The sequence below is a fragment of the uncultured Porphyromonas sp. genome (assembly GCF_938046015.1).
Lineage (GTDB): Bacteria > Bacteroidota > Bacteroidia > Bacteroidales > Porphyromonadaceae > Porphyromonas.
Genome location: NZ_CALIXW010000027.1, coordinates 1 through 22,122, shown reverse-complemented (window position 1 = coordinate 22,122; position 22,122 = coordinate 1). Strand labels below are relative to the sequence as shown.

The 22,122-nt window shown below is 62.6% G+C and carries 19 protein-coding genes and 1 other RNA gene; 16 read left to right on the top strand and 4 right to left on the bottom strand.

The features are described from left to right. Nucleotides 1-88: 88 nt before the first annotated feature. From Q0248_RS02955 to cobT, 5 genes are all read left to right on the top strand, one after another. Nucleotides 89-718: a DUF417 family protein gene (locus Q0248_RS02955; protein WP_299319553.1), complete on the top strand. Its 630-nt coding sequence runs from the start codon at nucleotides 89-91 to the stop codon at nucleotides 716-718. A 160-nt stretch (nucleotides 719-878) separates the two neighbouring features. Next, complete coding sequence (locus Q0248_RS02950; protein WP_299319551.1) at nucleotides 879-1,400, top strand: NAD(P)H-dependent oxidoreductase; 522 nt, start codon at nucleotides 879-881, stop codon at nucleotides 1,398-1,400. 440 nt (nucleotides 1,401-1,840) lie between these two features. After that, nucleotides 1,841-5,224, top strand: a complete 3,384-nt coding sequence (gene mfd, locus Q0248_RS02945; protein ID WP_299319548.1) for a transcription-repair coupling factor — start codon at nucleotides 1,841-1,843, stop codon at nucleotides 5,222-5,224. Next, nucleotides 5,221-5,742 (top strand): bifunctional adenosylcobinamide kinase/adenosylcobinamide-phosphate guanylyltransferase, encoded by a 522-nt coding sequence (gene cobU, locus Q0248_RS02940; RefSeq protein WP_299319546.1) that lies wholly within the window; start codon nucleotides 5,221-5,223, stop codon nucleotides 5,740-5,742. The genes mfd and cobU overlap by 4 nt, the downstream gene beginning before the upstream one ends. An 8-nt stretch (nucleotides 5,743-5,750) precedes the next feature. Next, nucleotides 5,751-6,803: a nicotinate-nucleotide--dimethylbenzimidazole phosphoribosyltransferase gene (gene cobT / locus Q0248_RS02935; RefSeq protein ID WP_299319543.1), complete on the top strand. Its 1,053-nt coding sequence runs from the start codon at nucleotides 5,751-5,753 to the stop codon at nucleotides 6,801-6,803. A gap of 292 nt (nucleotides 6,804-7,095) precedes the next feature. On the opposite strand, the gene Q0248_RS02930 is transcribed toward cobT, so the two are convergent. From Q0248_RS02930 to gyrB, 4 genes are all read right to left on the bottom strand, one after another. Beyond that, nucleotides 7,096-7,737, bottom strand: coding sequence for an NAD(P)H-binding protein (locus Q0248_RS02930; RefSeq protein WP_299319540.1), 642 nt, complete (start codon nucleotides 7,735-7,737; stop codon nucleotides 7,096-7,098). 94 nt (nucleotides 7,738-7,831) lie between these two features. Next, a complete protein-coding gene (locus Q0248_RS02925) occupies nucleotides 7,832-8,740 on the bottom strand; it encodes a TIGR01212 family radical SAM protein (protein ID WP_299319538.1) in 909 nt (302 codons plus the stop codon). Between the two features lie 5 nt (nucleotides 8,741-8,745). Further along, nucleotides 8,746-9,513: a biotin/lipoate A/B protein ligase family protein gene (locus Q0248_RS02920; protein WP_299319535.1), complete on the bottom strand. Its 768-nt coding sequence runs from the start codon at nucleotides 9,511-9,513 to the stop codon at nucleotides 8,746-8,748. A gap of 175 nt (nucleotides 9,514-9,688) precedes the next feature. Further along, a complete protein-coding gene (gyrB, locus tag Q0248_RS02915) occupies nucleotides 9,689-11,656 on the bottom strand; it encodes a DNA topoisomerase (ATP-hydrolyzing) subunit B (protein ID WP_299319532.1) in 1,968 nt (655 codons plus the stop codon). Nucleotides 11,657-12,119: 463 nt separating this feature from the next. Between gyrB and Q0248_RS02910 the strand changes: the two genes are divergently transcribed. From Q0248_RS02910 to dnaX, 11 genes are all read left to right on the top strand, one after another. Next, nucleotides 12,120-12,767 carry a DUF4230 domain-containing protein gene (locus Q0248_RS02910; protein WP_299319530.1) on the top strand — a complete coding sequence of 216 codons (648 nt, stop codon included), beginning with the start codon at nucleotides 12,120-12,122 and terminating at the stop codon, nucleotides 12,765-12,767. A gap of 10 nt (nucleotides 12,768-12,777) precedes the next feature. Next, a complete protein-coding gene (locus Q0248_RS02905; protein WP_299319527.1) occupies nucleotides 12,778-13,419 on the top strand; it encodes a hypothetical protein in 642 nt (213 codons plus the stop codon). Then, nucleotides 13,416-15,353: an ABC-F family ATP-binding cassette domain-containing protein gene (locus Q0248_RS02900; protein ID WP_299319524.1), complete on the top strand. Its 1,938-nt coding sequence runs from the start codon at nucleotides 13,416-13,418 to the stop codon at nucleotides 15,351-15,353. Before Q0248_RS02905 ends, Q0248_RS02900 begins: the two co-directional genes overlap by 4 nt. Before the next feature lie 75 nt (nucleotides 15,354-15,428). Then, nucleotides 15,429-15,755 (top strand): hypothetical protein, encoded by a 327-nt coding sequence (locus Q0248_RS02895; RefSeq protein WP_211789005.1) that lies wholly within the window; start codon nucleotides 15,429-15,431, stop codon nucleotides 15,753-15,755. A gap of 8 nt (nucleotides 15,756-15,763) precedes the next feature. Next, on the top strand, nucleotides 15,764-16,510 hold the full coding sequence (gene trmB, locus Q0248_RS02890) for a tRNA (guanosine(46)-N7)-methyltransferase TrmB (RefSeq protein WP_211789006.1): 747 nt from the start codon (nucleotides 15,764-15,766) through the stop codon (nucleotides 16,508-16,510). 9 nt (nucleotides 16,511-16,519) lie between these two features. Then, nucleotides 16,520-17,635, top strand: coding sequence for an Mrp/NBP35 family ATP-binding protein (locus Q0248_RS02885; protein ID WP_299319518.1), 1,116 nt, complete (start codon nucleotides 16,520-16,522; stop codon nucleotides 17,633-17,635). A gap of 35 nt (nucleotides 17,636-17,670) precedes the next feature. Beyond that, an RNA gene (gene rnpB / locus Q0248_RS02880) (RNase P RNA component class A) lies at nucleotides 17,671-18,035 on the top strand. Nucleotides 18,036-18,065: 30 nt separating this feature from the next. Beyond that, complete coding sequence (locus tag Q0248_RS02875) at nucleotides 18,066-19,427, top strand: YihY/virulence factor BrkB family protein (protein WP_299319516.1); 1,362 nt, start codon at nucleotides 18,066-18,068, stop codon at nucleotides 19,425-19,427. A 5-nt stretch (nucleotides 19,428-19,432) separates the two neighbouring features. Further along, the gene (locus tag Q0248_RS02870) at nucleotides 19,433-19,783 is read left to right on the top strand and encodes a CidA/LrgA family protein (protein ID WP_299319513.1); all 351 of its coding nucleotides are present in this window, start codon (nucleotides 19,433-19,435) and stop codon (nucleotides 19,781-19,783) included. Next, nucleotides 19,783-20,478 carry an LrgB family protein gene (locus Q0248_RS02865; RefSeq protein ID WP_299319511.1) on the top strand — a complete coding sequence of 232 codons (696 nt, stop codon included), beginning with the start codon at nucleotides 19,783-19,785 and terminating at the stop codon, nucleotides 20,476-20,478. The genes Q0248_RS02870 and Q0248_RS02865 overlap by 1 nt, the downstream gene beginning before the upstream one ends. A gap of 379 nt (nucleotides 20,479-20,857) precedes the next feature. Further along, the coding region (gene dnaX / locus Q0248_RS02860; protein WP_299319509.1) for a DNA polymerase III subunit gamma/tau at nucleotides 20,858-22,122 on the top strand (1,265 nt) is incomplete at its 3' end.

Sequence of the window (22,122 nt, the reverse complement as noted above, 5' to 3'; positions counted from 1 at the left end):
GGAGCCGAGACTGAACCATTACGCTTGCTCCTCGTTATTAAAGGGTAAGCAAGTAATCAGTACAACAACTAATCAACACCTAAGTACTATGCAATCTGCATTCCTGTCCTTCCTCGAGTGTGCCAGTAAGCTGCGCGGGCTCGGCCTGAAGCTCATCCGTGTCGCCATCCTCATCATCTTCGTCTGGATCGGTGGTCTGAAGTTCGCCAACTACGAGGCGAATGGCATCATCCCCTTCGTGGCCAACAGCCCACTGATGAGCTTCTTCCTCAAGAACGCTAGCAATAAGGTCACTACCGACGAAGGCAAGGTCGTCAAGGAGTACACCCTCAACAAGGTCCCCGAGGGCAAGTACGATCAGGCCAAGCATGACTGGCACGTCGAGAACCGTACCTACCTCTTCTCGCACGGCCTCGGTATCCTCATCATGACGATCGGTATCCTGGTCTTCCTCGGCCTCTTCAGCCCCTACCTCGGCATTATCGGTGAGCTGCTGTGCATCATCATGACCATCGGCACCCTCAGCTTCCTCGTCACGACGCCCGAGACCTTCGTCAGCGCCTCGCCCGAAGCTCTGGCCGCTGGTGAGTGGGCCAATGGCTTCCCCTTCCTCTCGGGTGCTGGCCGTCTGGTGATCAAGGATACGGCTATCCTCGCGGGTGCTGTCGTCCTGCTCTCTGACTCGGCGAGCAAGATCCTGGCACGCCTCAAGAAGTAGGCCCGCCCCTACAGTATAGATCTAAGTGCAGCGTCTCGACCTTCGCGGTCGGGGCGCTGCGCTTTTTTTGCTCTAAGGGTGAACCAAAGTCCTCGCCTGCTGTTACCTCTACGTAAGTAAGCCCTGGGACAGGGCCTAAGAAACTCAAGATATATTCCCAATGAACGTACTCGTCATTTATTCGCACACCTACCAGAGTCAGAGTCACGCTGGTAAGGCCATCCTCGAGGTGCTCGAGGCACAGCCCGGCATCACCGTCCGCAAGCTCGAGGAGCTCTATCCCGACAATCGCCCCATTGATGTGGCCGCCGAGCAGGCAGCGCTCGTGGCAGCTGACGTCATCGTCTTCCAGCATCCCCTCTTCTGGTTCGCCACGCCCGCGCTCATGAAGCGCTATATGGACGAAGTCTTCCAGTACGGCTTTGCCTACGGTGCTGATAGCTTCAAGCTCGCTGGTAAGAAGTTCGTCCACAGCTATACGACAGGCGCGGCTGCGGAGGTCTACACCGGTGGTCTGCACCTGGATGTAGAGGCCGCGCTGCGTACCTCGGCAGGCTACTGCCGTATGGAGTACGCTGGTGCCTTCCCCCTCTACGGGCAGCTGGCACTGGAAAATCCCAACGTCGCTGCCGAGGCTAAGGCACACGCTGAGCGCCTTGTCGAGCTGCTCAAGACGCTCTAGGCCTCCGAGCACCTAGCCTAGGGGAGGACAAGAAGCCGCAGCGCTTCGTCCGCCTCTCCCTTCGCCCCCAGCTGTCCGCTATACGGTGGACGGCTGGGGGCGAAGTCTTTTGCTGGCTTCCCTTAGTCTAAGTGGAGTAGAAGGCTCGCTAGGCTGCCCGCCCGCTAGCGACTAAGGGCGAGCGCTCCTGACTGCTATCCATCAGCGCTCCTCAGGGATATCAGTCAGCTAGGCCAAGGGATATCAGTCAAGGAGTTGAGGGATATCCATCAGAGCGCTGAGGCTTTACCCTCGCCCGAGGGTGAAGCCTAGAGTGAGCGCCCCGAGTAGCTGCTAGCAGCTCAGCGACAGAAGGAGCGAGCTGCGGCCGAAGCCTCCTCCGTTCGCCCTTCTGCCCGTGCGGGGAGCCGCTGGTGGACGAACTGCCGTATCTTTGTAGCGTGAAGAAACGAAAGCAAGAGCTCGATCTCCCGAGCTTCCACTTCCCGAGCTACCTGACGCAGGCGGCGAAGGGACAGCTGCAGCGCCTCGACCCTACGGGCGTGCTGCGCATCTCTGGCCTCTATGGCAGTGCCTTAGCCCCGCTCACGGCGGAGCTGCATGCGCTGTCTCCGCTCCTCGTGCTGCTGCGCGATGAGGAGGAGGCGGGCTACCTCTATTCCGACCTCGAGCAACTGCTGGGGCGTGAGGCCGTCCTCTTCTTCCCCTCCGCCTACCGCCGTGCGCTACGCTACGGCCATAGAGACGAGGCGCAGGTACTGCTGCGCTCCATGGTGCTCAGCCGTCTCAGCGAGGAGGGCGGACGCCTGCCCATCATCATCTCCTACCCCGAGGCGGTGCAGGAGCTGGTACCGCCGATGCGAGAGGCCAGCTACGAGCGCTATACGCTCCGCCAGGGGCAGCTGGTAGATCGCGACGAGCTGCGCGATAGGCTGCTGGGCTGGGGCTTCGAGCGCGTGGACTATGTCTACGAGCCGGGCCAGTTCGCCATCCGCGGGAGTATCTTCGACATCTATTCCTTTAGCTCCGAGCTGCCCTATCGCTTGGACTTCTTCGACGACGAGCTGGAGAGTCTGCGCCTCTTCGAGGTGGATAGCCAGCTCTCGGTGGAGCGCCTTCAGGAGCTGACGCTGAGCCCTGACCTAGGGCAGGCCGAGGATGGCGCTGTATCGCTGCTGGAGCTGCTGCCTGGCGAGCTACGTATCCTCTATAAGGGTAGGGGAGGGCTGCGCGCACGCCTCGTGACCAACTGGCAGACAGCCCCCGTGTACCAGGAGGAGGGAGGCTTCCGCTCGCTGGAGGAGGTACAGCGTATGCTGCGCTCCCCCGAGGCCCTGGAAGAGGAGCTAGCACGCCATGCCAGCTACGAGCTGACGAGTGACCATGCGGCCGCCGACCTCGTCTACGCCACGGCAGCCCCGCCGCACTCCCGCAAGGACTATGCGGCGCTGGCGGCCCAGCTACGCCACTGGCAGGAGGCGGGCTATCAGCTGTGGCTGGCAGCGGCGAGTGACAGCGCCTACGAGCGCGTCGTGGAGCTCCTCGCCCCACATCTCGCCCCGAACTACCTGCCGCAGCGCGTGGAGGCGACCTACCATGAGGGCTTCGTCGACGAGGCGCATCGCTGGGTGCTGCTTACCGAGCACGAGCTCTTCGACCGCTACCATAAGTACAGCCTGCGCAGTGACAAGGCGCGCTCGGGCAAGGTCTCTCTCTCGCTCAAGGAGCTGCAGAGCTTCCACCGCGGCGACCTCGTGGTACATGCCGATCACGGCGTGGGGCGCTTCGACGGCCTGGTGACGATGGAGCAGCAGGGCCGCCCGCAGGAGTTCGTCAAGCTCATCTACAACCGCGGCGACAGCATCTATGTCAACCTCCACAGCCTGCACAAGCTCTCGCACTACCGCGCCGGTGGCGAGCAGTCCGAGGCGAAGCTGAGTACGCTCGGCACGAGCGCCTGGCAGCGCATCAAGGATAAGACCAAGAAGCGCATCAAGGACATCGCCCGCGACCTGATCAAGCTCTACAAGGAGCGCCGCGAGAGTGAGGGCTTCGCCTTCAGTCCCGATAGCTATCTGCAGCACGAGCTCGAGGCGAGCTTTGCCTTTGAGGACACGCCCGACCAGGCCGCAGCCACGGCGGCGGTCAAGGCCGACATGGAGCGTGCCTTCCCCATGGACCGACTGCTCTGCGGGGACGTGGGCTTCGGCAAGACGGAGATCGCCGTGCGGGCGGCCTTCAAGGCTGCGACCGATGGTCGGCAGGTAGCCGTACTGGTGCCTACGACGGTGCTTGCCTACCAGCACTACCGCACCTTCTCCAAGCGCCTGGCGGACTTCCCCGTCCGTGTGGACTATATCTCACGGGCACGCACACCTAAGGAGCTCCGTGCCCTGCTGGCGGAGCTAGCGGAGGGCAAGATAGACATCATCATCGGCACGCACCGCCTGACGAGCAAGGACGTCCGCTTCCGTGACCTCGGCCTACTGATCATTGACGAGGAGCAGAAGTTCGGTGTCGCCGTCAAGGAGCGCCTGCGTCAGCTGCAGGTCAACGTGGATACGCTGACCATGAGTGCCACGCCTATACCCCGTACCCTGCAGTTCTCGCTGATGGGCGCACGGGACCTGTCGAACCTCAACACGCCGCCCGCCAATCGCCGACCCGTCGAGACCATGCTCAGCCAGACCTCGCCCCAGGTGATCCGCGAGGCCGTGAACTACGAGCTGAGCCGCGGGGGGCAGGTCTATTTCGTCAATAGCCGCATCGAGAATATCGAGAGTCTGGCAGGCCTCATCCAGCGTGAGGTACCCGACGCGCGCATCGCCGTGGCGCACGGCCGACTGGCGCCCAAGGAGACCGAGCAGATCCTCACCGCCTTCGCCGCACACGAGTATGACGTGCTGGTCGCGACCAAAATCATAGAGAACGGCATCGACGTGCCGAACGCCAATACCATCATGATCCACGACGCCCACCACTACGGCCTGAGCGAGCTGCACCAGCTGCGCGGCCGCGTCGGGCGCAGTGACCGCAAGGCCTACTGCTACCTGCTGACGCCCCCGCTGTCGGGCCTCAGCGAGGACGCCCAGCGGCGTCTGCGCGCCATCGAGAGCTTCAGCGACCTCGGTAGCGGCATCCGTATCGCGCTGCAGGACCTCGATCAGCGCGGCGCGGGCAACGTGCTCGGAGCCGAGCAGAGTGGCTTCATCACCGACATGGGATACGAGACCTACCAGAAGGTCTTCGATGAGGCAATCCGCGAGCTCAAGGCCGACGAGTTCGCCGAGGTCTACGCCGAGCAGGATCAGCGCTCGGGGGCGGAGACGGCCGACCGCTTCGTCGTGGAGACGCAGGTAGAGAGTGACCTCGAGCTCAGCTTCCCTCAGGACTACGTGCCGCAGGACGGCGAGCGCATCCTTCTCTATCGCGAGCTGGACGGGCTGACGGAGGACGCGGAGCTGGAGGCCTTCCGTGGGCGCATGATCGACCGCTTCGGGCCGCTGCCCGAGGCTGCCGAGGCGCTCATCCAGGTGCCGAAGCTACGCCGTCTGGGGCGTCACCTCGGCATCGAGAAGCTCGTCCTCAAGGGCGGCTCCATGAGCCTGCACCTCATCGCCGACACCGAGAGCGCCTACTACAGCACCGAGGTCTTCGGACGCCTGCTGGGCTATGTGGCGCGCAATAATAGACGCTGCGAATTCGTCCAGCGCTCCGGTCGACACATCATCCGCATACAGCATATACCCACCATTGCCCTAGCCCTCGAGACGCTAGAGCACATCCTCGGGGGCAAGGACTCCGAAGCGACGACCAAGGCATGACGACCATACATCTGATCACAGGCGGCGAGCGCTCGGGCAAGAGTGCCTATGCTGAGGCCGAGGCGCTAGGCCTCAGCCCTCAGCCCGTGTATATCGCCACGGCACGCATCTGGGACGAGGAGTTCGCCGAGCGCGTACGCCGACACCAGGAGCGGCGAGGTCCCGAGTGGACGAATATCGAGGAGGAGAAGGCCCTCTCGCGGCCCCCGCTCTCGGGGCGCACCGTGCTCATCGACTGCGTGACACTGTGGGCGACGAACTTCTTCTTCGACCTCGAGCAGGACATCGACCGAGCCCTCCAGGAGATGAAGGCCGAGCTGGAGCTCCTCTTCGCCCAGGACGCGCACTTCATCCTCGTGACCAATGAGATCGGCCTCGGCGGTGTCCCGATGGATCCCGTGCAGCGTCGCTTCACCGACCTGCAGGGCTGGATCAATCAGTATATCGCCGCGCGGGCAGACCGCGTGACCCTTATGGTCTGCGGCATCCCTGTGCCCGTCAAGGGGGCCCCCCTATAGCTAGAACTATGAGACACTATGATATCAAGCCCCTGAGTGACCAGGCTCTCCTGCAGGCTCAGGGCTACATCGACCGCATCGCCAAGCCCCTTGGCTCCATGGGGCGCCTCGAGGCGCTGGCCGCACGGCTGGCCGCTATCCAGGATACGCTACGCCCCGAGCTGAGCCCACGGGAGCATTTCGTCTTTGCTGCCGACCATGGCATCGCCGAGGAGGACATCAGTAAGAGCCCCAAGGAGGTCACCCGTCAGGTCGTCTACAGCATGCTGCACGGCGGGGCAGGCATCTGCTTTCTCTGCCGTCAGCACGACTTCCGCCTGCATCTGGTGGATGTGGGGGTGGACCATGACTTCGGTGACGAGCCGCAGCTGATGCACCGCAAGCTCCGCCACGGCACACGCTCCTACCTGAGGGAGGCAGCGATGACGAAGGAGGAGGCGACCAAGGCGCTGGAGATCGGCGAGCGCTGCGTGGACGAAGCGCTAGAGCGCGGCTGCCGCCTCCTCAGCTTCGGCGAGATGGGCATTACCAATACCTCCTCCTCGGCGCTGTGGATGTACTACCTGACGGATCTGCCGCTGGAGGCCTGCGTAGGCCGTGGCAGTGGGCTCGATGACGAGGGCATGCAGCGCAAGCTCGCTGTGCTGCGCACGGCCGTGGAGCACTATATTGGGGTGGGCGATGCGTGGAGCGTGCTCTGCTACTTCGGCGGCTATGAACTGGTGACGACCGTGGGTGCGATGCTGCGCGCGGCCGAGCGGCGTACACCCTTCCTCGTCGATGGCTTCATCATGACGGCCTGCGTGCTGATGGCACGTAGCTTTGCCCCCGCGGTGACGGACTACGCTTTCTACGGGCACGTAGGCGACGAAGCGGGCCATGCACGCCTGCTGCGCTACCTCAATGCCCAGCCCATCCTGAACCTCGGGCTGCGTCTGGGCGAAGGCACGGGCGCCATCTGCGCCTTCCCCATCCTCGACTCGGCGGCGCGTATGCTGCGCGAGATGGCGAGCTTCACCACCTCGGGCGTCACGGACTACATTGGCGTCATGGAGGGCTAGCCTTAGGTTGCATACCCGCAGCGGGGTGGGGCAGAGCGCACGGATAGCCTTGTCCGAGCCCTGTGAGGGCTATCCCTCAGCTCTCTGACCGATACCCCTCAGCACGCTGACTGACGTCCCTCAGCCTGCTGACTGATATCCCTCAGAAGGCCTCCCCCTTAGTCTGGGGCGTAGTGCGGGTCTTAGCCCAATACACCCAAACCGGATATAAATAGCGCGCCCAGCGATAGCAGAACTATCGCTGGGCGCGCTATTTGCTTTGCTTAGGCTGTGCAGTGGGGCGGCTGATGCCCTACTCGGCGTAGGTCCAGATGTCGCGAGCCTCAAGGATGCCGCTGTGCTGGGAGCGGGCGAGTGCGTGCATGCAGCGCGCTACGACGCTCGTCGGCATGGGGCGAAGGGCGCGCAGGAGGCCCAGTGTGTTCAGCCCCCGAAGGATGGCCGCAGCGAGGCGCTCGCCGCCGCGCGTGGATCCCTTGCGCTCGAGAAGCGGCGGGCGGAGGATGCTGATGTGTCGGAAGGGTAGCGCTTGGACGGCGGCTTCCAGTTCGCCCTTCATTCTGGTATAGAAGCTGCGGGAGCTGGCCTTAGCACCCCAGGCCGAGACGAGGACGTAGTGCGGGACGCCTCGGGCAGCAGCGCGGCGCGCCACTTCGTACTGATAGCCGTAGTCCACGCGGTACTGCGCAGCTTGACTCCCCGCATCGCGTAGCGTCGTGCCGAGGCAGGAGAAGAGGACGTCTGCCTCGGGGAGCTCGGGCCACTGCTCGGGCTGGTCGAAGTCGAGGACCTGGATCTTGAGCTTGGGGGAACTGAGTCCCTCGGGGATGCGGCGCACGAGGAGGTAGAGCTCGGTGACACTTTCGTCCTGCAGCAGCTGGTGGACAAGGTCGCGTCCGATAGCGCCCGTAGCGCCTAGGATGATGGCCTTCATTGTGTGGGGGATAGGGGAGTGCTTAGGTGGGGGAGTGCTTGGAGCCCTTAGCGGGAGGGGCTAGGGTGCTAATGTAAGCGGGAGCGCTAGGGCGCTAGGGCTCGGCCTCGAGGAGGGCGCGCTCGATCTTGGCGGTGAACTCAAAGTTCTTCCAGCCCCAGCGCGGTGCCAGCAGCAGCTCGGGAGGGGACTGCGAGACGAAGCGCTCGATGACGAGCCCACGGGGGAGGCGGCGCACGAAGTCGACGCAGAGGGCGATGTACTCCTCCTCGGTGAAGAGGTGGAAGTCCTCGGGCTGGCGGAGGTATTCGCCTGCCATCAGCGTGCCCTTGATGATCTGCAGCTGGTGTATCTTGAGGGTCGTTAGCGGGAGTGCCCCGAGGCGGTCGGCATGGCTCAGTAGCTCCTCACGGCTCTCGCCAGGCAGGCCGAGGATGATGTGCGCCCCGACCATGATGCCTGCTCGGTGCGTACGCTCGATGGTCTCTACGCTCTCGGCCCAGCTGTGCCCGCGCTGGATGCGCTCGAGACTGCGGTCTAGCGTGCTCTCCACGCCGTACTCGATGAGGACGAAGCGGCGGCGTGCCAGAGCGCTCAGATAGTCCAGTAGCGGCTCGGGCATGCAGTCGGGGCGCGTGCCTATGATCAGGCCCACGACCCCGGGATGCGCTAGGGCCTCCTCGTACTTGGCTATGCAGTCCTCGACGGCGCCATAGGTATTGGTGTAGGACTGAAAGTAGGCCAGGTACTTCATCGCGGGGTACTTGCGGCTGAAGAAGCGTATGCCCTCGTCGAGCTGCTCGGTGATGCTGCGCTGCTTGGCGGCGTAGTTGGGACTGAAGCTCTTATTATTGCAGTAGGTGCAGCCACCCTTGCCCCGCGATCCGTCGCGCGTGGGGCAGGAGAAGCCTGCCGTCAGGGTGATCTTCTGCACCTTCTCACCAGGGAAGTGCTCCGCGAGGAAGCTCGAGAAGCTGCGGTAGGGGAGTGTCGCTGTGCTCATAGGGGCTACTTGGCTCGGCCTATAGGGGCGTGGATCCAGTCGGGATGCTCGAAGTGGGTCTCCCGCTGCTCGCGTATGTAGTCCTCCACCTGTGGGCGGAAGTCCAGCGGATAGAGGGCTCCTGCATGGCGGCGCTCTAGCTCGGAGAGGATGCTGGCCTTGAAGTCCTCCATGGTGAAGCCTGCAGGGAGGTGCGGCCTGAGGTTCGTCACCACGGAGCGCACCGAGGCCACTCGGGATCGTGCCTCCGTCTCGGGGACAGTGAGGATACGCTCCAGTTCGTCGAGGTCTGTGTCGAAGAGCAGGCAGATGTGGTACAGCATGCGGCTGCGTGAGGTGGCCTCGGCAGCGCCGCCGACCTTCAGCCCGTCGAGCCTGAGGTCCCCGCGGGGCGAGCGTACCACCTCTACGCCGAGCGTGGCGAGAGCAGCCTGCACGGGCTCGGGGAAGGCCTTGAGGTCGAAGCCGTGGCCCGTATGGTCGTTGCTGATGACCGAGAAGTTGAGGTTGCCTAGGTCATGGTAGACCGTGCCGCCACCCGAGCTGCGGCGAAGCAGAGCGATCTGTCGCTCCTCGAGGTAAGCCATGTCCAGCTCGGCCTCGGCGCACTGGTAGCGCCCCATGAAGACGGAGGGGCGATTGACCCAGAGCATGTAGATCGTGTCCAGCGGACGTAGCTGGCGGTAGAGGTAGTCCTCGAGGGCGATGTTGTAGTAGGGGTCAGTCGAGGGGCTGACGTAGTAATAGGCGTGCGCGGGACGGTCGTGTATCATCTTTGTCCTAAGTGCTGGGGGCGGGCTGAGGGCTCGTGGATAGGCTCCTAGGGAGTGGGTGGGAGCAGGGCTCCAAGCGGGCTGCCCTCGCCGCGATATATAGGAGCGAGCGCACAGCCTCTAGGGGTAGAGGCTGTGCGCTCGTGCTGTGCTGGCGTCTTGCTAAGCTCGAGGCCTAGGCATCGATATTGGCGTGGATGGCGTTGGCCTCGATGAACTCACGGCGCGGCCCTACCTCGTCGCCCATCAGCATGGAGAAGATGGCATCGGCCTCGGCGGCGTTCTCGATGGTGATCTTGCGTAGGGTGCGGTTCTCTGGGTTCATGGTCGTCTCCCAGAGCTGCTCTTCGTTCATCTCCCCAAGACCCTTGTAGCGCTGTACGTGGACGCGCTTCTCGTCACCCCCACCGAAGCGCTCGACGAAGGCCTGACGCTGCTGCTCGGTCCAGCAGTACTCGCGCTCCTTGCCGCGCGTGCAGAGGTAGAGCGGCGGCGTAGCGATGTAGACATAGCCGTTCTCGATAAGGGAGCGCATGTTGCGGAAGAAGAAGGTCAGGATCAGCGTGGCGATATGGCTGCCGTCCACGTCGGCATCGGTCATGATGACGATCTTGTGGTAGCGCAGCTTGGAGAGGTTGAGCGCCTTGCTATCCTCCTCGGTGCCGATGGTGACGCCTAGGGCGGTGTAGATGTTGCGGATCTCTTCGCTCTCGAGCACCTTATGCTGCATGGCCTTCTCTACGTTGAGGATCTTACCGCGCAGAGGTAGGATGGCCTGGTACTCACGGTCGCGTCCCTGCTTGGCCGTACCCCCTGCCGAGTCACCCTCGACGAGGAAGAGCTCGGAGAGCGCAGGGTCTTTGGACGAGCAGTCGGCGAGCTTGCCGGGCAGGCCACCGCCTGAGAGGGGTGACTTGCGCTGCACCATCTCGCGCGCCTTGCGGGCAGCCTGACGGGCGGTAGCGGCAAGGATGACCTTGTCTACGATCACCTTGGCCTCCTTGGGGTGCTCCTCGAGGTAGATCTCTAGGGCCTCGCTGACGGCGACGTCTACGGCGCCCATCACCTCGTTGTTCCCCAGCTTGGTCTTGGTCTGCCCCTCGAACTGGGGCTCGGCTACCTTGATGCTGACCACGGCGGTGAGCCCCTCGCGGAAGTCGTCCCCCGTGATCTCGACCTTGACCTTGTCGAGAAGCTTGGAGTCGGTGGCGTACTTCTTCAGCGTACGCGTCAGCCCACGGCGGAAGCCTGCCAGGTGCGTGCCGCCCTCGATCGTGTTGATGTTGTTGACGTAGCTATATACGTTCTCGTTGTAGGACGTGTTGTAGGTCATCGCCACCTCGACGGGGATGCCCTGCTTCTCCGTGATGATGTGGATGACGTCCTCGATGAGGTGCTCCTTGGAGCGGTCGATATAGCGAGCGAATTCCTCGAGCCCAGTCTCGGAGTAGTATTCCTCGGTGAGCGGCGTGCCTGCCTCGTCCAGTACGCGCTCGTCGACCAGCGTCAGGCGGATGCCGGCGTTGAGGAAGGCGAGCTCGCGTAGACGGTTGGAGAGGATCTTGAACTGATACTCTGTGACGGTGAAGATGGTCTCGTCGGGCTTGAAGATGACCGTCGTACCCGTACGATCGGTCGTGCCTACCGTGAGGAGCTCGGTCGTGGGGACGCCGCGACTGAAGTCCATGGTGTAGATCTTACCCCCGCGGTGGACGATGGCCTTCAGCGAGGTGGAGAGGGCATTGACGCAGGAGACCCCTACGCCGTGCAGCCCGCCCGAGACTTTGTAGGAGCCCTTGTCGAACTTACCCCCTGCATGCAGGACGGTCAGGACGACCTCGAGGGCGCTCTTGCCCTCCTTCTCGTGCAGGTCGACGGGGATCCCACGACCGTTATCTTGGACCTCTATGGAGTTGTCAGGGTGGATGATGACCTTGATGTCGGTACAGTAGCCAGCTAGGGCCTCGTCGATGGAGTTGTCCACGACCTCATATACCAGGTGGTGTAGCCCCTTCTCGCCGATGTCACCGATGTACATGGCAGGGCGCTTGCGCACGGCCTCCAGCCCCTCGAGGACTTGGATACTGCTCGCCGAGTATTCCTTGGGCTGGGTAGCCTCTAGGTCAAATAGCTCTTCGCTCATTTAGATTACGTGCTTGTTTACGTATATATAATATGTAGACAAAGATACGAAAAAGCCCCCAGCTGGCCAGCCCCAGAGGCCCTCCCGCGAGGTAGCCCGTGCGGTGCGTGCCCTAGCCCGCTTTGCCGCGCCTCTAGTAGGGCATACATCCTCAGCGGGCTCCTCGGGAGCTGTGGGCCTCGGGGCGGCGAGCTGCCCCGAGGGGCTCGTCGGGGATTCTTATATTACTTTGCGGCAAAAGTTATATTATTTTCGGCGAAATGTTATATAACATTTGGCGGAAAGTTATATTACTTTTCCCTGAATATTATATTACTTTTCTCCCTCCGAGCAGTGTCTCAGCTCCGTTCCCCCTTATCCTGCACCGCGCTGAGGGGCTCCTCGCGTCGGCAGGGCCTACGTAGTTGCAAAAGCTTCGTACCTTTGTCTAGCTCATATAATAGCACCCACTACCGTATATCCAATGAAGAAGATAAGTCCTATCCGCTCCCTCCTGCTGCTGGCGCTCCTCTTGGGGGGCGTGGCCTGCAGCTCAGGCTCGAAGGAGCAGAAGCCCGACCCCGTGCAGCTCCTGCTAGTGGAGGCACAGAGCCTTGCCCGCCTCGAGCTGGCGACGACCAAGCTGCGTACGACGGTCGTCATCGATCCCAAGCAAGATGGCTTCCTCGGCTGGAAGCGCCTCTTCGGCACGCGTCGCACCGAGCTCGAGCTGACGAGTCAGGCCTCCGTATCCTGTGACCTCAGCAAGCTCACCGAGTCCATGATCCACAGCGTCAACGATACGCTGGTGGAGCTGACGCTGCCTCCACTAGAGGTGCAGCGCGAGCTGGAAGGCGTCCATCGCAAGGTGCGGCGTGAGGCCGACCCGCTACGCTCCTCGCTGACAGCCAATGAGGTCAACGAGCTGCTCCGTCAGCGCAAGGAGCTCATCGAGGAGACGCAGGAGCGTGCCCTCATAGAGGCGCGCCCACAGCTCTTCCGTGCCGCCGAGCGGAGTGCCCGCACGCGCCTAGCGCCGCTCTTCGCTAAGCTCGGCCTCGGGATGCGCGTCTCCCTCGCGCCTCAGGATGCTGCCTACCTCGCCCCGAGTGACGAGACGAACCCCCAATAGCTAGACAACGATGACACTCAAGTCTTGGCTACGCCTCGTCCAGGGGCTCATCGTACTGGTCCTAGCCCTCGGCCTCGGTGGCTACATCCTCTATACCTGCCGCTCTAGGGAGGCGGAGCGCCAGCCTGAGGTGACACCCCAGGAGATCCAGATGGAGATCACCGAGCGCCTCCGACTGATCACCCAGCGCATCACCTACCGCAGGCAGATCTACATCCGCGACGGGGCCTACAGCGCCGAGGGAGTGGCGGATCTAGCGGCCTACAGCAAGTTCGACCTCGAGCGGCTCAAGGTCCAGCGCGGCCCAGGCGATACCATCTACATCTCGCTGCCCGAGCCACAGGTGGAGCTGGGGCAGACGCCTGGGGGTTCGCACAGCGTCAAGTACTACGAGTATAGCCAGGGCCTCTGGGGGACGCGTCGCAAGGCTACGAGTGATCGCCGCGCCGTGAAGCGCCTCGACGACTCCATCATGAGCCGTGCCTGGCGTGAGATCCAGGCGGACCCCCAGCTCGTGCCGCAGTCCAAGGTGGAGGCGCGGGAGCGCCTGCAGAGCCTCGTCAGAGCGCTCTACCCCCAGCAGCATATCATCGTCACCGAGGAGCTCCTGCTGCCCGGTGTCGAGACCAGAACGAACATAGCGCCTCAATGATCAGCGTCAACAAGCTATCCGTATACTTCGGGGCTAAGCCCCTCTTCGAGGATCTTTCCTTCGTCATCTCAGCGCGGGAGCGCATCGCCCTCGTGGGCAAGAACGGGGCGGGTAAGTCCACCCTCCTCAAGCTACTGGCAGGCGTCTCCTCCCCGACGGAGGGGACGATCGCCTTCCCCAAGGGGCTGCAGATCGGCTACCTGCCGCAGGTGATGCAGCTCAGCGATGAGCGCACCGTGCTGGAGGAGTGCCAGCAGGTCTTCAGTCACATCACCGAGCTGGAGGAGGAGGTAGCGCAGCTGGCGGCCGAGATGGCCGAGCGCACCGACTACGAGAGCGAGGCCTATATGGAGCTCATCGAGCGCCACGCCCAGCGCTCGGACCTCTTGCTGATGCATGGCTCGGGCAACTTCCAGGCCGACATCGAGCGCACGCTCCTCGGGCTGGGCTTCGAGCGCAGTGACCTCGAGCGCCCGACCTCGGTCTTCTCGGGCGGCTGGCGTATGCGTATCGAGCTGGCGAAAATCCTCCTGCAGCGCCCCGATATCCTCCTGCTGGACGAGCCGACCAACCACCTCGACATCGAGTCCATCCGCTGGCTGGAGCGCTTCATCGCCTCCAGCAGCTCGGCGCTCGTGCTCATCAGTCACGACCGTGCCTTCATAGATGCTACCACCAGCCGCACCCTAGAGATCGAGCTGGGCCGCCTACACGACTACCGCACGAACTACAGCCACTACCTCGAGCTGCGCGAGGAGCGCCTGGAGCAGCAGCGTCGCGCCTACGAGAACCAGCAGAAGGATATCAAGGACACCGAGCGCTTCATCGAGCGCTTCCGCTACAAGCCCTCCAAGAGCGATCAGGTACAGAGCCGCATCAAGCAGCTGGCCAAGATCGAGCGTATCGAGGTCGAGGACGTGGATCGCCGCGCCATGCACTTCTCCTTCATGCCTGCCGTCACCTCAGGCGCCTACCCCGTCATCATCGAGAACCTCAGGAAGGACTACGGCGAGCACACCGTCTTCTCGGGCGTCAATATGACCATAGAGCGCGGGGAGAAGGTAGCCTTCGTCGGGAAGAACGGCTCGGGGAAGTCGACGTTGGTCAAGTGTATCATGGGACTCATCAACGATTACCAGGGCGAGCTACGCCTAGGGCACAATGTCGAGGTCGGCTACTTCGCTCAGACGCAGAGCCAGGAGCTCGCGGGGGACTACACCGTCTACGAGACGATCGACCGCGAGGCGCAGGGCGAGATACGCACGCGCATCAATGACCTCTTGGGAGCCTTCATGTTCGGCGGCGAGGAGGCGGAGAAGAAGGTCAGCGTCCTCAGTGGCGGTGAGCGCGGACGTGTCGCGCTCATCAAGCTGCTGCTCCGTCCCGCCAACCTCCTGATCCTTGACGAACCGACCAACCACCTGGATATCCGCTCCAAGGAAGTGCTCAAGGAGGCCATCCTACGCTTCACGGGCACGGTCATTGTCGTCTCGCACGACCGCGAGTTCCTCGATGGGTTGGTGAGCCGCGTCTATGAGTTCCGTCGCGGCAAGGTCACCGAGCATATCGGTGGCATCTATGACTGGCTGCAGGCACGTGACCGCGAGGACAGTACAGAGGCCGCGACTCCGCGCCCTGGGAGCACAGCGGGCGCCTCTTCGGCCGCAGCTCCCAGCCCCAGCAGTGGGGCGGAGGACTATCAGCGGCAGAAGGAGCTGGCGAAGCAGCGCCGCAGCCTGGAGCGCGAGCTCAAGGGGCTGGAGGAGCGCAGCGAGGCGATCGACGCCGAGCTGGCCGCCCTGGAGGAGCAGCTGGCCCAGCCTGAGCACGCTACGGACGCGAGCCTTTTCCAGCGCTACTCGAGCCTCAAGAAGGAGCAGGAGACGACCCTCGAGCGCTGGGCCGAGCTTAGCCTCGAGCTCGAGGGCGCCTAGGCAGAGGCGCTCCAGCCTTTTTCCGTAACTTTGCGAAGAAGGAACCTCAAGTAAAGATTCACTACATAGATCAGTATGGCAGAAGACGAATTCGACGGCTACGATGACGCTGCGTCCGTAGCCTTCATACGCAACTATATCCCCCAGGAGATGAAGGAGCTGCTGAGTGACGATGATATCGTCTACTTCGTGGACCTTATCTACGACTACTACGAGAGCCGTGGCTACATGGACGAGGACCTCGATGAGGACGAAGCCATAGAGGTAGATGAGGACGAGCTCGTGGAGTATGTCGTGCGCAATGCCCGCAAGGATGGTGTCGGGAAGTTCGAGCCCGAGCAGATCCGCTTCGTCGTACAGGGCGAGCTAGAGTATTGCCAGAGCATCAATCTCTTTGACTAGGCGCGCGGGTGGGAAAGAATAAGCTGGCGAAGTTCGCCGAGATGGAGACCTTCCCCCATGTCTTCCAGTATCCCTTTGCGCGTCTACAGCAGGAGGACTTCCCGCTGCGTGGTCGCTGGCGGGAGGACTTCTTCCACAACGATCACCCCATAGTCCTCGAGCTGGGCTGTGGCAAGGGCGAGTACACGGTAGGCCTCGGCGAGGTCTATCCCGAGAAGAACTTCATTGGCGTGGACGTCAAGGGGGCACGCATCTGGACGGGGGCTAAGGCTTCGCACGAGGCAGGGATGAGCAATGTGGCCTTCCTGCGTGGCGAGATCGAGTCCCTCGGGCGCTTCTTCGCCCCTGGGGAGGTGGACGAGATCTGGATTACCTTCCCCGACCCGCAGATGAAGAAGGTGACCAAGCGCCTGACCTCCTCGCGCTTCCTCCTGCGCTACCTCGAGGCACTCAAGCCTGGCGGTATCATCCACCTCAAGACGGACAGTCCCTTCCTCTATACCTATACTAAGGCCTTCGTCACGCTCAACGCTCAGGAGATCATCACTGACACCGACGACCTCTACAGCGGAGCCTACGAGGACAAGATCCTCGGGATTAAGACCTACTACGAGCGTCAGTGGCTGAGCCGCGGCCTTACGATCAAGTATCTGAGCTTCCGCCCTGCGCTCCCCGCGGGAGGCTTCGTGGAGCCCGACATAGAGATCGAGCCCGACAGCTACCGCAGCTTCAGCCGTTCGCGCCGCGTACAATAGATGAGCACTATGGCCAAGACCCTATATCCTAATCTGATCCTCGAGGCACTCGCCAAGGTACGCTACCCGGGCACGGGGAAGAACCTCGTCGAGTCGGGCATGGTGGAGGATGACATCCGCATCGAGGGAATGAAGGTGAGCTTCTCCCTGATCTTCGACAAGCCCAATAACCCCTTCGTCAAGTCCGTCGTACGGGCTGCTGAGACGGCTATCCTTACCCATATCGGCCCTGAGGTCGAGATCGTAGGGAATATCTCGGTAAAGCAGCCCGAGCTCGTCTCCCAGGAGGAGCAGCCCCTGCTGCCCGAGGTGCGCAATACGCTGGCGGTCTTCTCCGGTAAGGGCGGCGTCGGTAAGAGCACCGTCTCGGCTAACCTTGCCGTAGCCCTAGCACAGGCTGGCTACAAGGTCGGCCTACTGGATGCCGACATCTTCGGTCCCTCGCAGCCCAAGATGTTCGGCTGTGAGGATGCCCGTCCCGTCCTCGAGACGACGAGCTCGGGGCGCGAGCTGATCGCCCCCGTAGAGCGCTACGGCGTCAAGCTCCTCTCCATCGGCTTCTTCGTCAACCAGGAGAGCCCCGTCCTCTGGCGAGGCAGCATGGCCAGCAATGCCCTCAAGCAGCTCCTCACCGAGACGAACTGGGGCGAGCTAGACTACCTCCTCATTGACCTCCCCCCAGGGACGAGCGACATCCACCTGACGCTCGTGCAGACGCTGGGCCTTACGGGCTCGATCATCGTCACGACGCCGCAGCAAGTGGCGCTTGCCGATGCCATCAAGGGCATAGGTATGTTCACCGACGAGCACGTACAGGTGCCCATCCTCGGACTGGTAGAGAACATGGCTTGGTTCACCCCTGCCGAGCTGCCCCAGAATAAGTACTACATCTTCGGCCGCGAGGGGGGCAAGGAGCTGGCCGAGGAGCTTGGCCTGCCGCTGCTGGGGCAGCTACCCCTCATCCAGAGCGTATGCAGCTCGGGCGACGAAGGGCGGCCTATAGCCACCGACGAGACCAGCCTCATGGGCATCTACTTCCGCACGCTGGCGCGCAACGTCGTCGAGCAGATGGAGGCGCGCAATGCCTCCGCCGCGCCGACGCAGCGGGTCGAGGTGCAGCGCTAGCTAGGCTCGACACATCATCATAGTCAAGTAGCGTCGCAGTGGGGCGGTCTGTCGCTCCTCCCCCAGCGGGAGGTGAGGAACGTCCGGGCAACGCAGAGCACCATGCTTCCTAACGGGAAGTCGTCCGTGAGGGCGAAGTAGCGTAACAGAGAATGACCGCCCGAGGCTTCGGCTACGGGTAAGGGTGAAAAGGTGCGGTAAGAGCGCACCGAGCCTGTGGTGACACGGGCTGCCGTACGCCTGATGGGTTGCAAGATCATGTATACCGACGCCACGAGGCTTGCTCGGCCCATGTCGGAGGGTAGATCGCTTGAGAGGAGTGGTGACACTCCATCCAGATAAATGGCAGACGCCGAGCCTTAGCTCGGTACAGAACCCGGCTTATAGCCCCACTGCCGCTGCTTGACTTCCCCTTTATTCCCCCTTCTATATGAGTAGTAGCATACGTAGATTCACCGCACTAGGCCTAAGGAGCTATCGCTTCCTCAGCCTCGATATGTGGCGCCTTCGTCCCGAGGGCCTCAGTTCGACGAGACGCTGTGGGGTCGCGACGCTGCGCGTGCTCTACATGACGATCCTCAGCTATATCGAGCAGGGCATAGGCACGCTGGCGGGTTCGCTGACCTACAGCACGGCACTCTCCATCGTCCCTCTGCTGGCCGTCATCATCGGTGTCGCGAAGGGCTTCGGCCTGCAGGAGATCGTGCGTGATGCCCTGATCCAAGGGCTCCCAGGGCATGAGGTGGAGCTGTCGAAGGCCTTCTCCTACGTGGAGAACTATCTAGCGCAGGTGCAGGGCGGGCTCTTCATCGGCGTGGGGCTAGCAGTGCTCTTCTACACCGTGCTGATGCTCATCTCGACGATAGAGGATAGCTTCAACCGCCTATGGCAGGCGCCGAGCGCGCGTCCCTGGGGGCGTAGGATCATGGGTTACCTCAGTGCCTTCCTACTGCTGCCCCTACTGATGACTATCTCCAGCGCTACGACCATCTTCCTCTCGACGCTCAACCATACCTACCTCGCTCAGCTAGGGCTCATCTCCACGGTGACCAATCAGCTGCTGCAGCTGCTGCCCTTCGCCATCCTCATCATCCTCTTCACGCTGCTCTATTTGTTGATCCCCAATGTGCGGGTACGCTTCGTCCCGGCGCTCATCGCGGGCGTCATCGCGGGGCTGGCCTTCCAGTGCTTCCAGGCGCTGTACATCAATGGGGTGCTGTGGATCTCCAAGTACAATGCCATCTATGGGAGCTTCGCTGCCGTACCTCTGGCCTTGCTGTGGACGCAGCTCTCCTGGGTTATCATCCTGCTGGGGGCGCAGATCAGCTACGCGGTGCAGCATGTGTGGTACTTCACGACGCCGCCTCTGAGCGGGCGGCTCTCCCGTCGCTACGAGGATCTCATCCTCATCTCGGTCGCGGCTACGACCGCACGCCTCTTCGCCGAAGGCTACCGTCCGCTGCCTGAGGCTACGACGCTGGCCGAGCGCAGCCGTCTGCCGCTGCGAGAGACGCAGGAGGCGCTGCTCAGGCTGCTACGTCTCGGCGTGCTAGCCGAGGTACGTACCCTGCAGCACGGTGCTGAGCAAGTCGGCTACCAGCCAGCCCTGCCGCTGGATAGGCTCACGCTGGGCTACCTGCTGGAGCTACTCGATCGGGGAGGGGAGGAAGTGCTGCCGCTGGAGCTCGACGGGCGGCACGAGACCCTCTGGCAGCTACGTCGTCAGCTCTATCGCCCGCTCTTCAGGAGCGCGGCTCAGCTTCGCATTTGTGATATCGATTTAGACACTTAGACCTTATGCAGACATTGATCAAGATCTTCGCGATCTTCCTCTTCTATTGGATAGGGGAGTTTGTCTCCACCTTGATGGGCGGCTTTGTCCCGGGGAGCGTCCTTGGGATGGTCTTCCTCTTCCTTGCCTTGCAGCTCAAGTGGGTCAAGGAAGACCAGGTGGACACCCCCGCCAAGGCCTTGACCGACAATATGGGCCTTTTCTTCATCCCCGCTGGTGTAGGCCTCATGGCACAGATGGATACTGTGCGGGAGAACTGGTGGGTGATCCTCGTGGCGGTGCTGGTGAGCTCGGTGCTCGTCATCGCCTCGGTAGCATACATTCAGGAACACATGGAGCGTAGGAGGAGTAAGTAATGATACAGCAGTTCTTCAACAGTGAGGTCTTCACCATCACCTTCGTCATCGCCCTCTACCTACTCAATTACAAGCTCTATCGCCTGGCGGGGACGACGCTGCTGCACCCTGTGCTGCTAACGATCATCGAGCTCATCGTCCTGCTGATGTACCTAGATGTACCCTACGACACCTTCAAGAGCGGCAGCCGCATGATCCACTTCATGCTCGGCCCCTCGGTAGTCTCGCTAGGCTACATCCTGCACCAGCAGGTAGCTCACCTCAAGGGCAACGTCATCTCCATCATGGTCGCCATCACCGTGGGGGCTATGATCGGCATCGGCTCCATCATCGGTATCGGTCAGCTCCTCGGGGCGCGTCAGACGCTCATCGCTTCGCTGGCGCCGAAGTCCGTGACGACCCCGATCGCCATGGAGCTCTCGGGCAATACGGGCGGCATCCCAGGGCTCACGGCCGTCATCGTCGTCTGCGCAGGGATTCTCGGCAGCATCATCGGCCCCCCGATCATGAAGCTCATGCGGATCAAGAGCCCTGTGGCCAAGGGGCTCGCTATGGGCGCCTCCTCGCACGGCATCGGTACGGCAGCTGCCATACAAATGGGTGCGATCGAAGGCGCACTGAGCGGCCTGGCTATCGGCATCATGGGACTCATCACGGCGCTGCTGCTGCCGCTCTTCGCCCGTTGGTTCGGCTAGCTGTCTCCTAGAGTAGCCCTCATCTTGCCTCCCCGCAGGGTCGCAGCCTCGAGCTGTGGCGCTGCGGGGAGGCTTCTTTTTGTCCCTAGCCTCGGTCTGTGCTTCGTCCCGCCTCCGTGAGGGATATCCCTCAGCTGTCTGACTGCTATCCCTCAGCCTTGTGACTGACGTACCTCAGTGCGCTGAGGGATATCCATCAGAAGGCCTCCCCGCTACACGTAGCCCCCTCGGGCTTGTTTCTTCCCCCTTTACCATAAAGGCGAAGGAAGCGCCGAGGCTCGTCCTTAGACCACTGCCCAGACGAGGTAGCGCCGTGCGTGGCGACGCCTCAGGACTTTTGTATCTTTGCAGCAGAAGCATTTCCCCAAGCTAAGCATTCATGTCAGATCAATATATCGTCTCGGCCCGTAAGTATCGCCCCGATAGCTTCCACAGTATCGTGGGGCAGGGGGCTATGGCCTCGACACTGCGTACGGCGGTGCTGGAGCGCAAGCTCGCACACGCCTATCTCTTCTGTGGCCCGCGTGGGGTGGGGAAGACGACAGCGGCGCGCGTGCTCGCCAAGACGATCAACTGTACCAACCTCCAGCCCGACGGCGAGGCCTGTAACGCGTGCGAGAGCTGCCGCGCCTTCAACGAGCAGCGCTCCTTCAACATCTTCGAGCTCGACGCCGCGTCCAATAATTCGGTCGACGACATCCGTACCCTGACCGAGCAGGTAGCCATGCCGCCAGCCCTTGGGCGCTACAAGGTCTACATCATCGACGAGGTGCACATGCTCTCGGCGGCAGCCTTCAACGCCTTCCTCAAGACGCTCGAGGAGCCGCCCAGCTACGCCATCTTCATCCTCGCCACGACGGAGAAGCACAAGATCCTACCCACGATCCTCTCGCGCTGCCAGATCTATGACTTCAAGCGTATCACGGTTGGGGACATCACCCAGCACCTGCGCTACGTCGCCCAGCAGGAGGGGATCGAGGCCGACGAAGCGGCCCTGGGGCTCATCGCCGAGAAGGCCGATGGGGGGATGCGTGACGCGCTGTCGATGTTCGACCGCATCGCCAGCTTCTCCTCCGGGCATATCAGCTACCAGCATGCGCTGGAGAGCCTGAACGTCCTGGACTACGGCTACTTCATCCGTATCTACGAGCAGCTGCTGAGCGGGGACTTCCGCACGCTGCTGCTGCTCGTGGACGAACTGCTGGCGCGCGGCTTCGAGGGGCAGCTGATCCTCAATGGGCTGGCTGCCTTCACCCGCGACCTGCTCGTGGTGCAGCACCCCGATACGGCGCAGCTTCTGGAGAAGCCCGAGGGCGTGGCACGGCAGTACCAGAGCCTCGCGCAGCGCTGCACGGCGGCACAGCTCTTCGGCGTGCTGAAGGTACTCGTCACGGCCGATCAGCAGTGGCGTGCGGCCACCAGCAAGCGCCTGCTGCTGGAGCTCTCGCTGCTGCAGCTCGTGGCGCTCTTCCCCAGCTCGGGGGAGCTCGCCGCTCCTGCTCCCGAGCCTAGTGCCGCTCCGAGGACGAGCCCCAGCCCTGCGACTCCTAAGGCCGCCCCTGCTCCCACCCCGACGCCGAGCGCTGCCCCGACAGCCCCCCCCGTCTACGCTCCGCCCAATCGCCTGCCGCGCACCTTTACGAG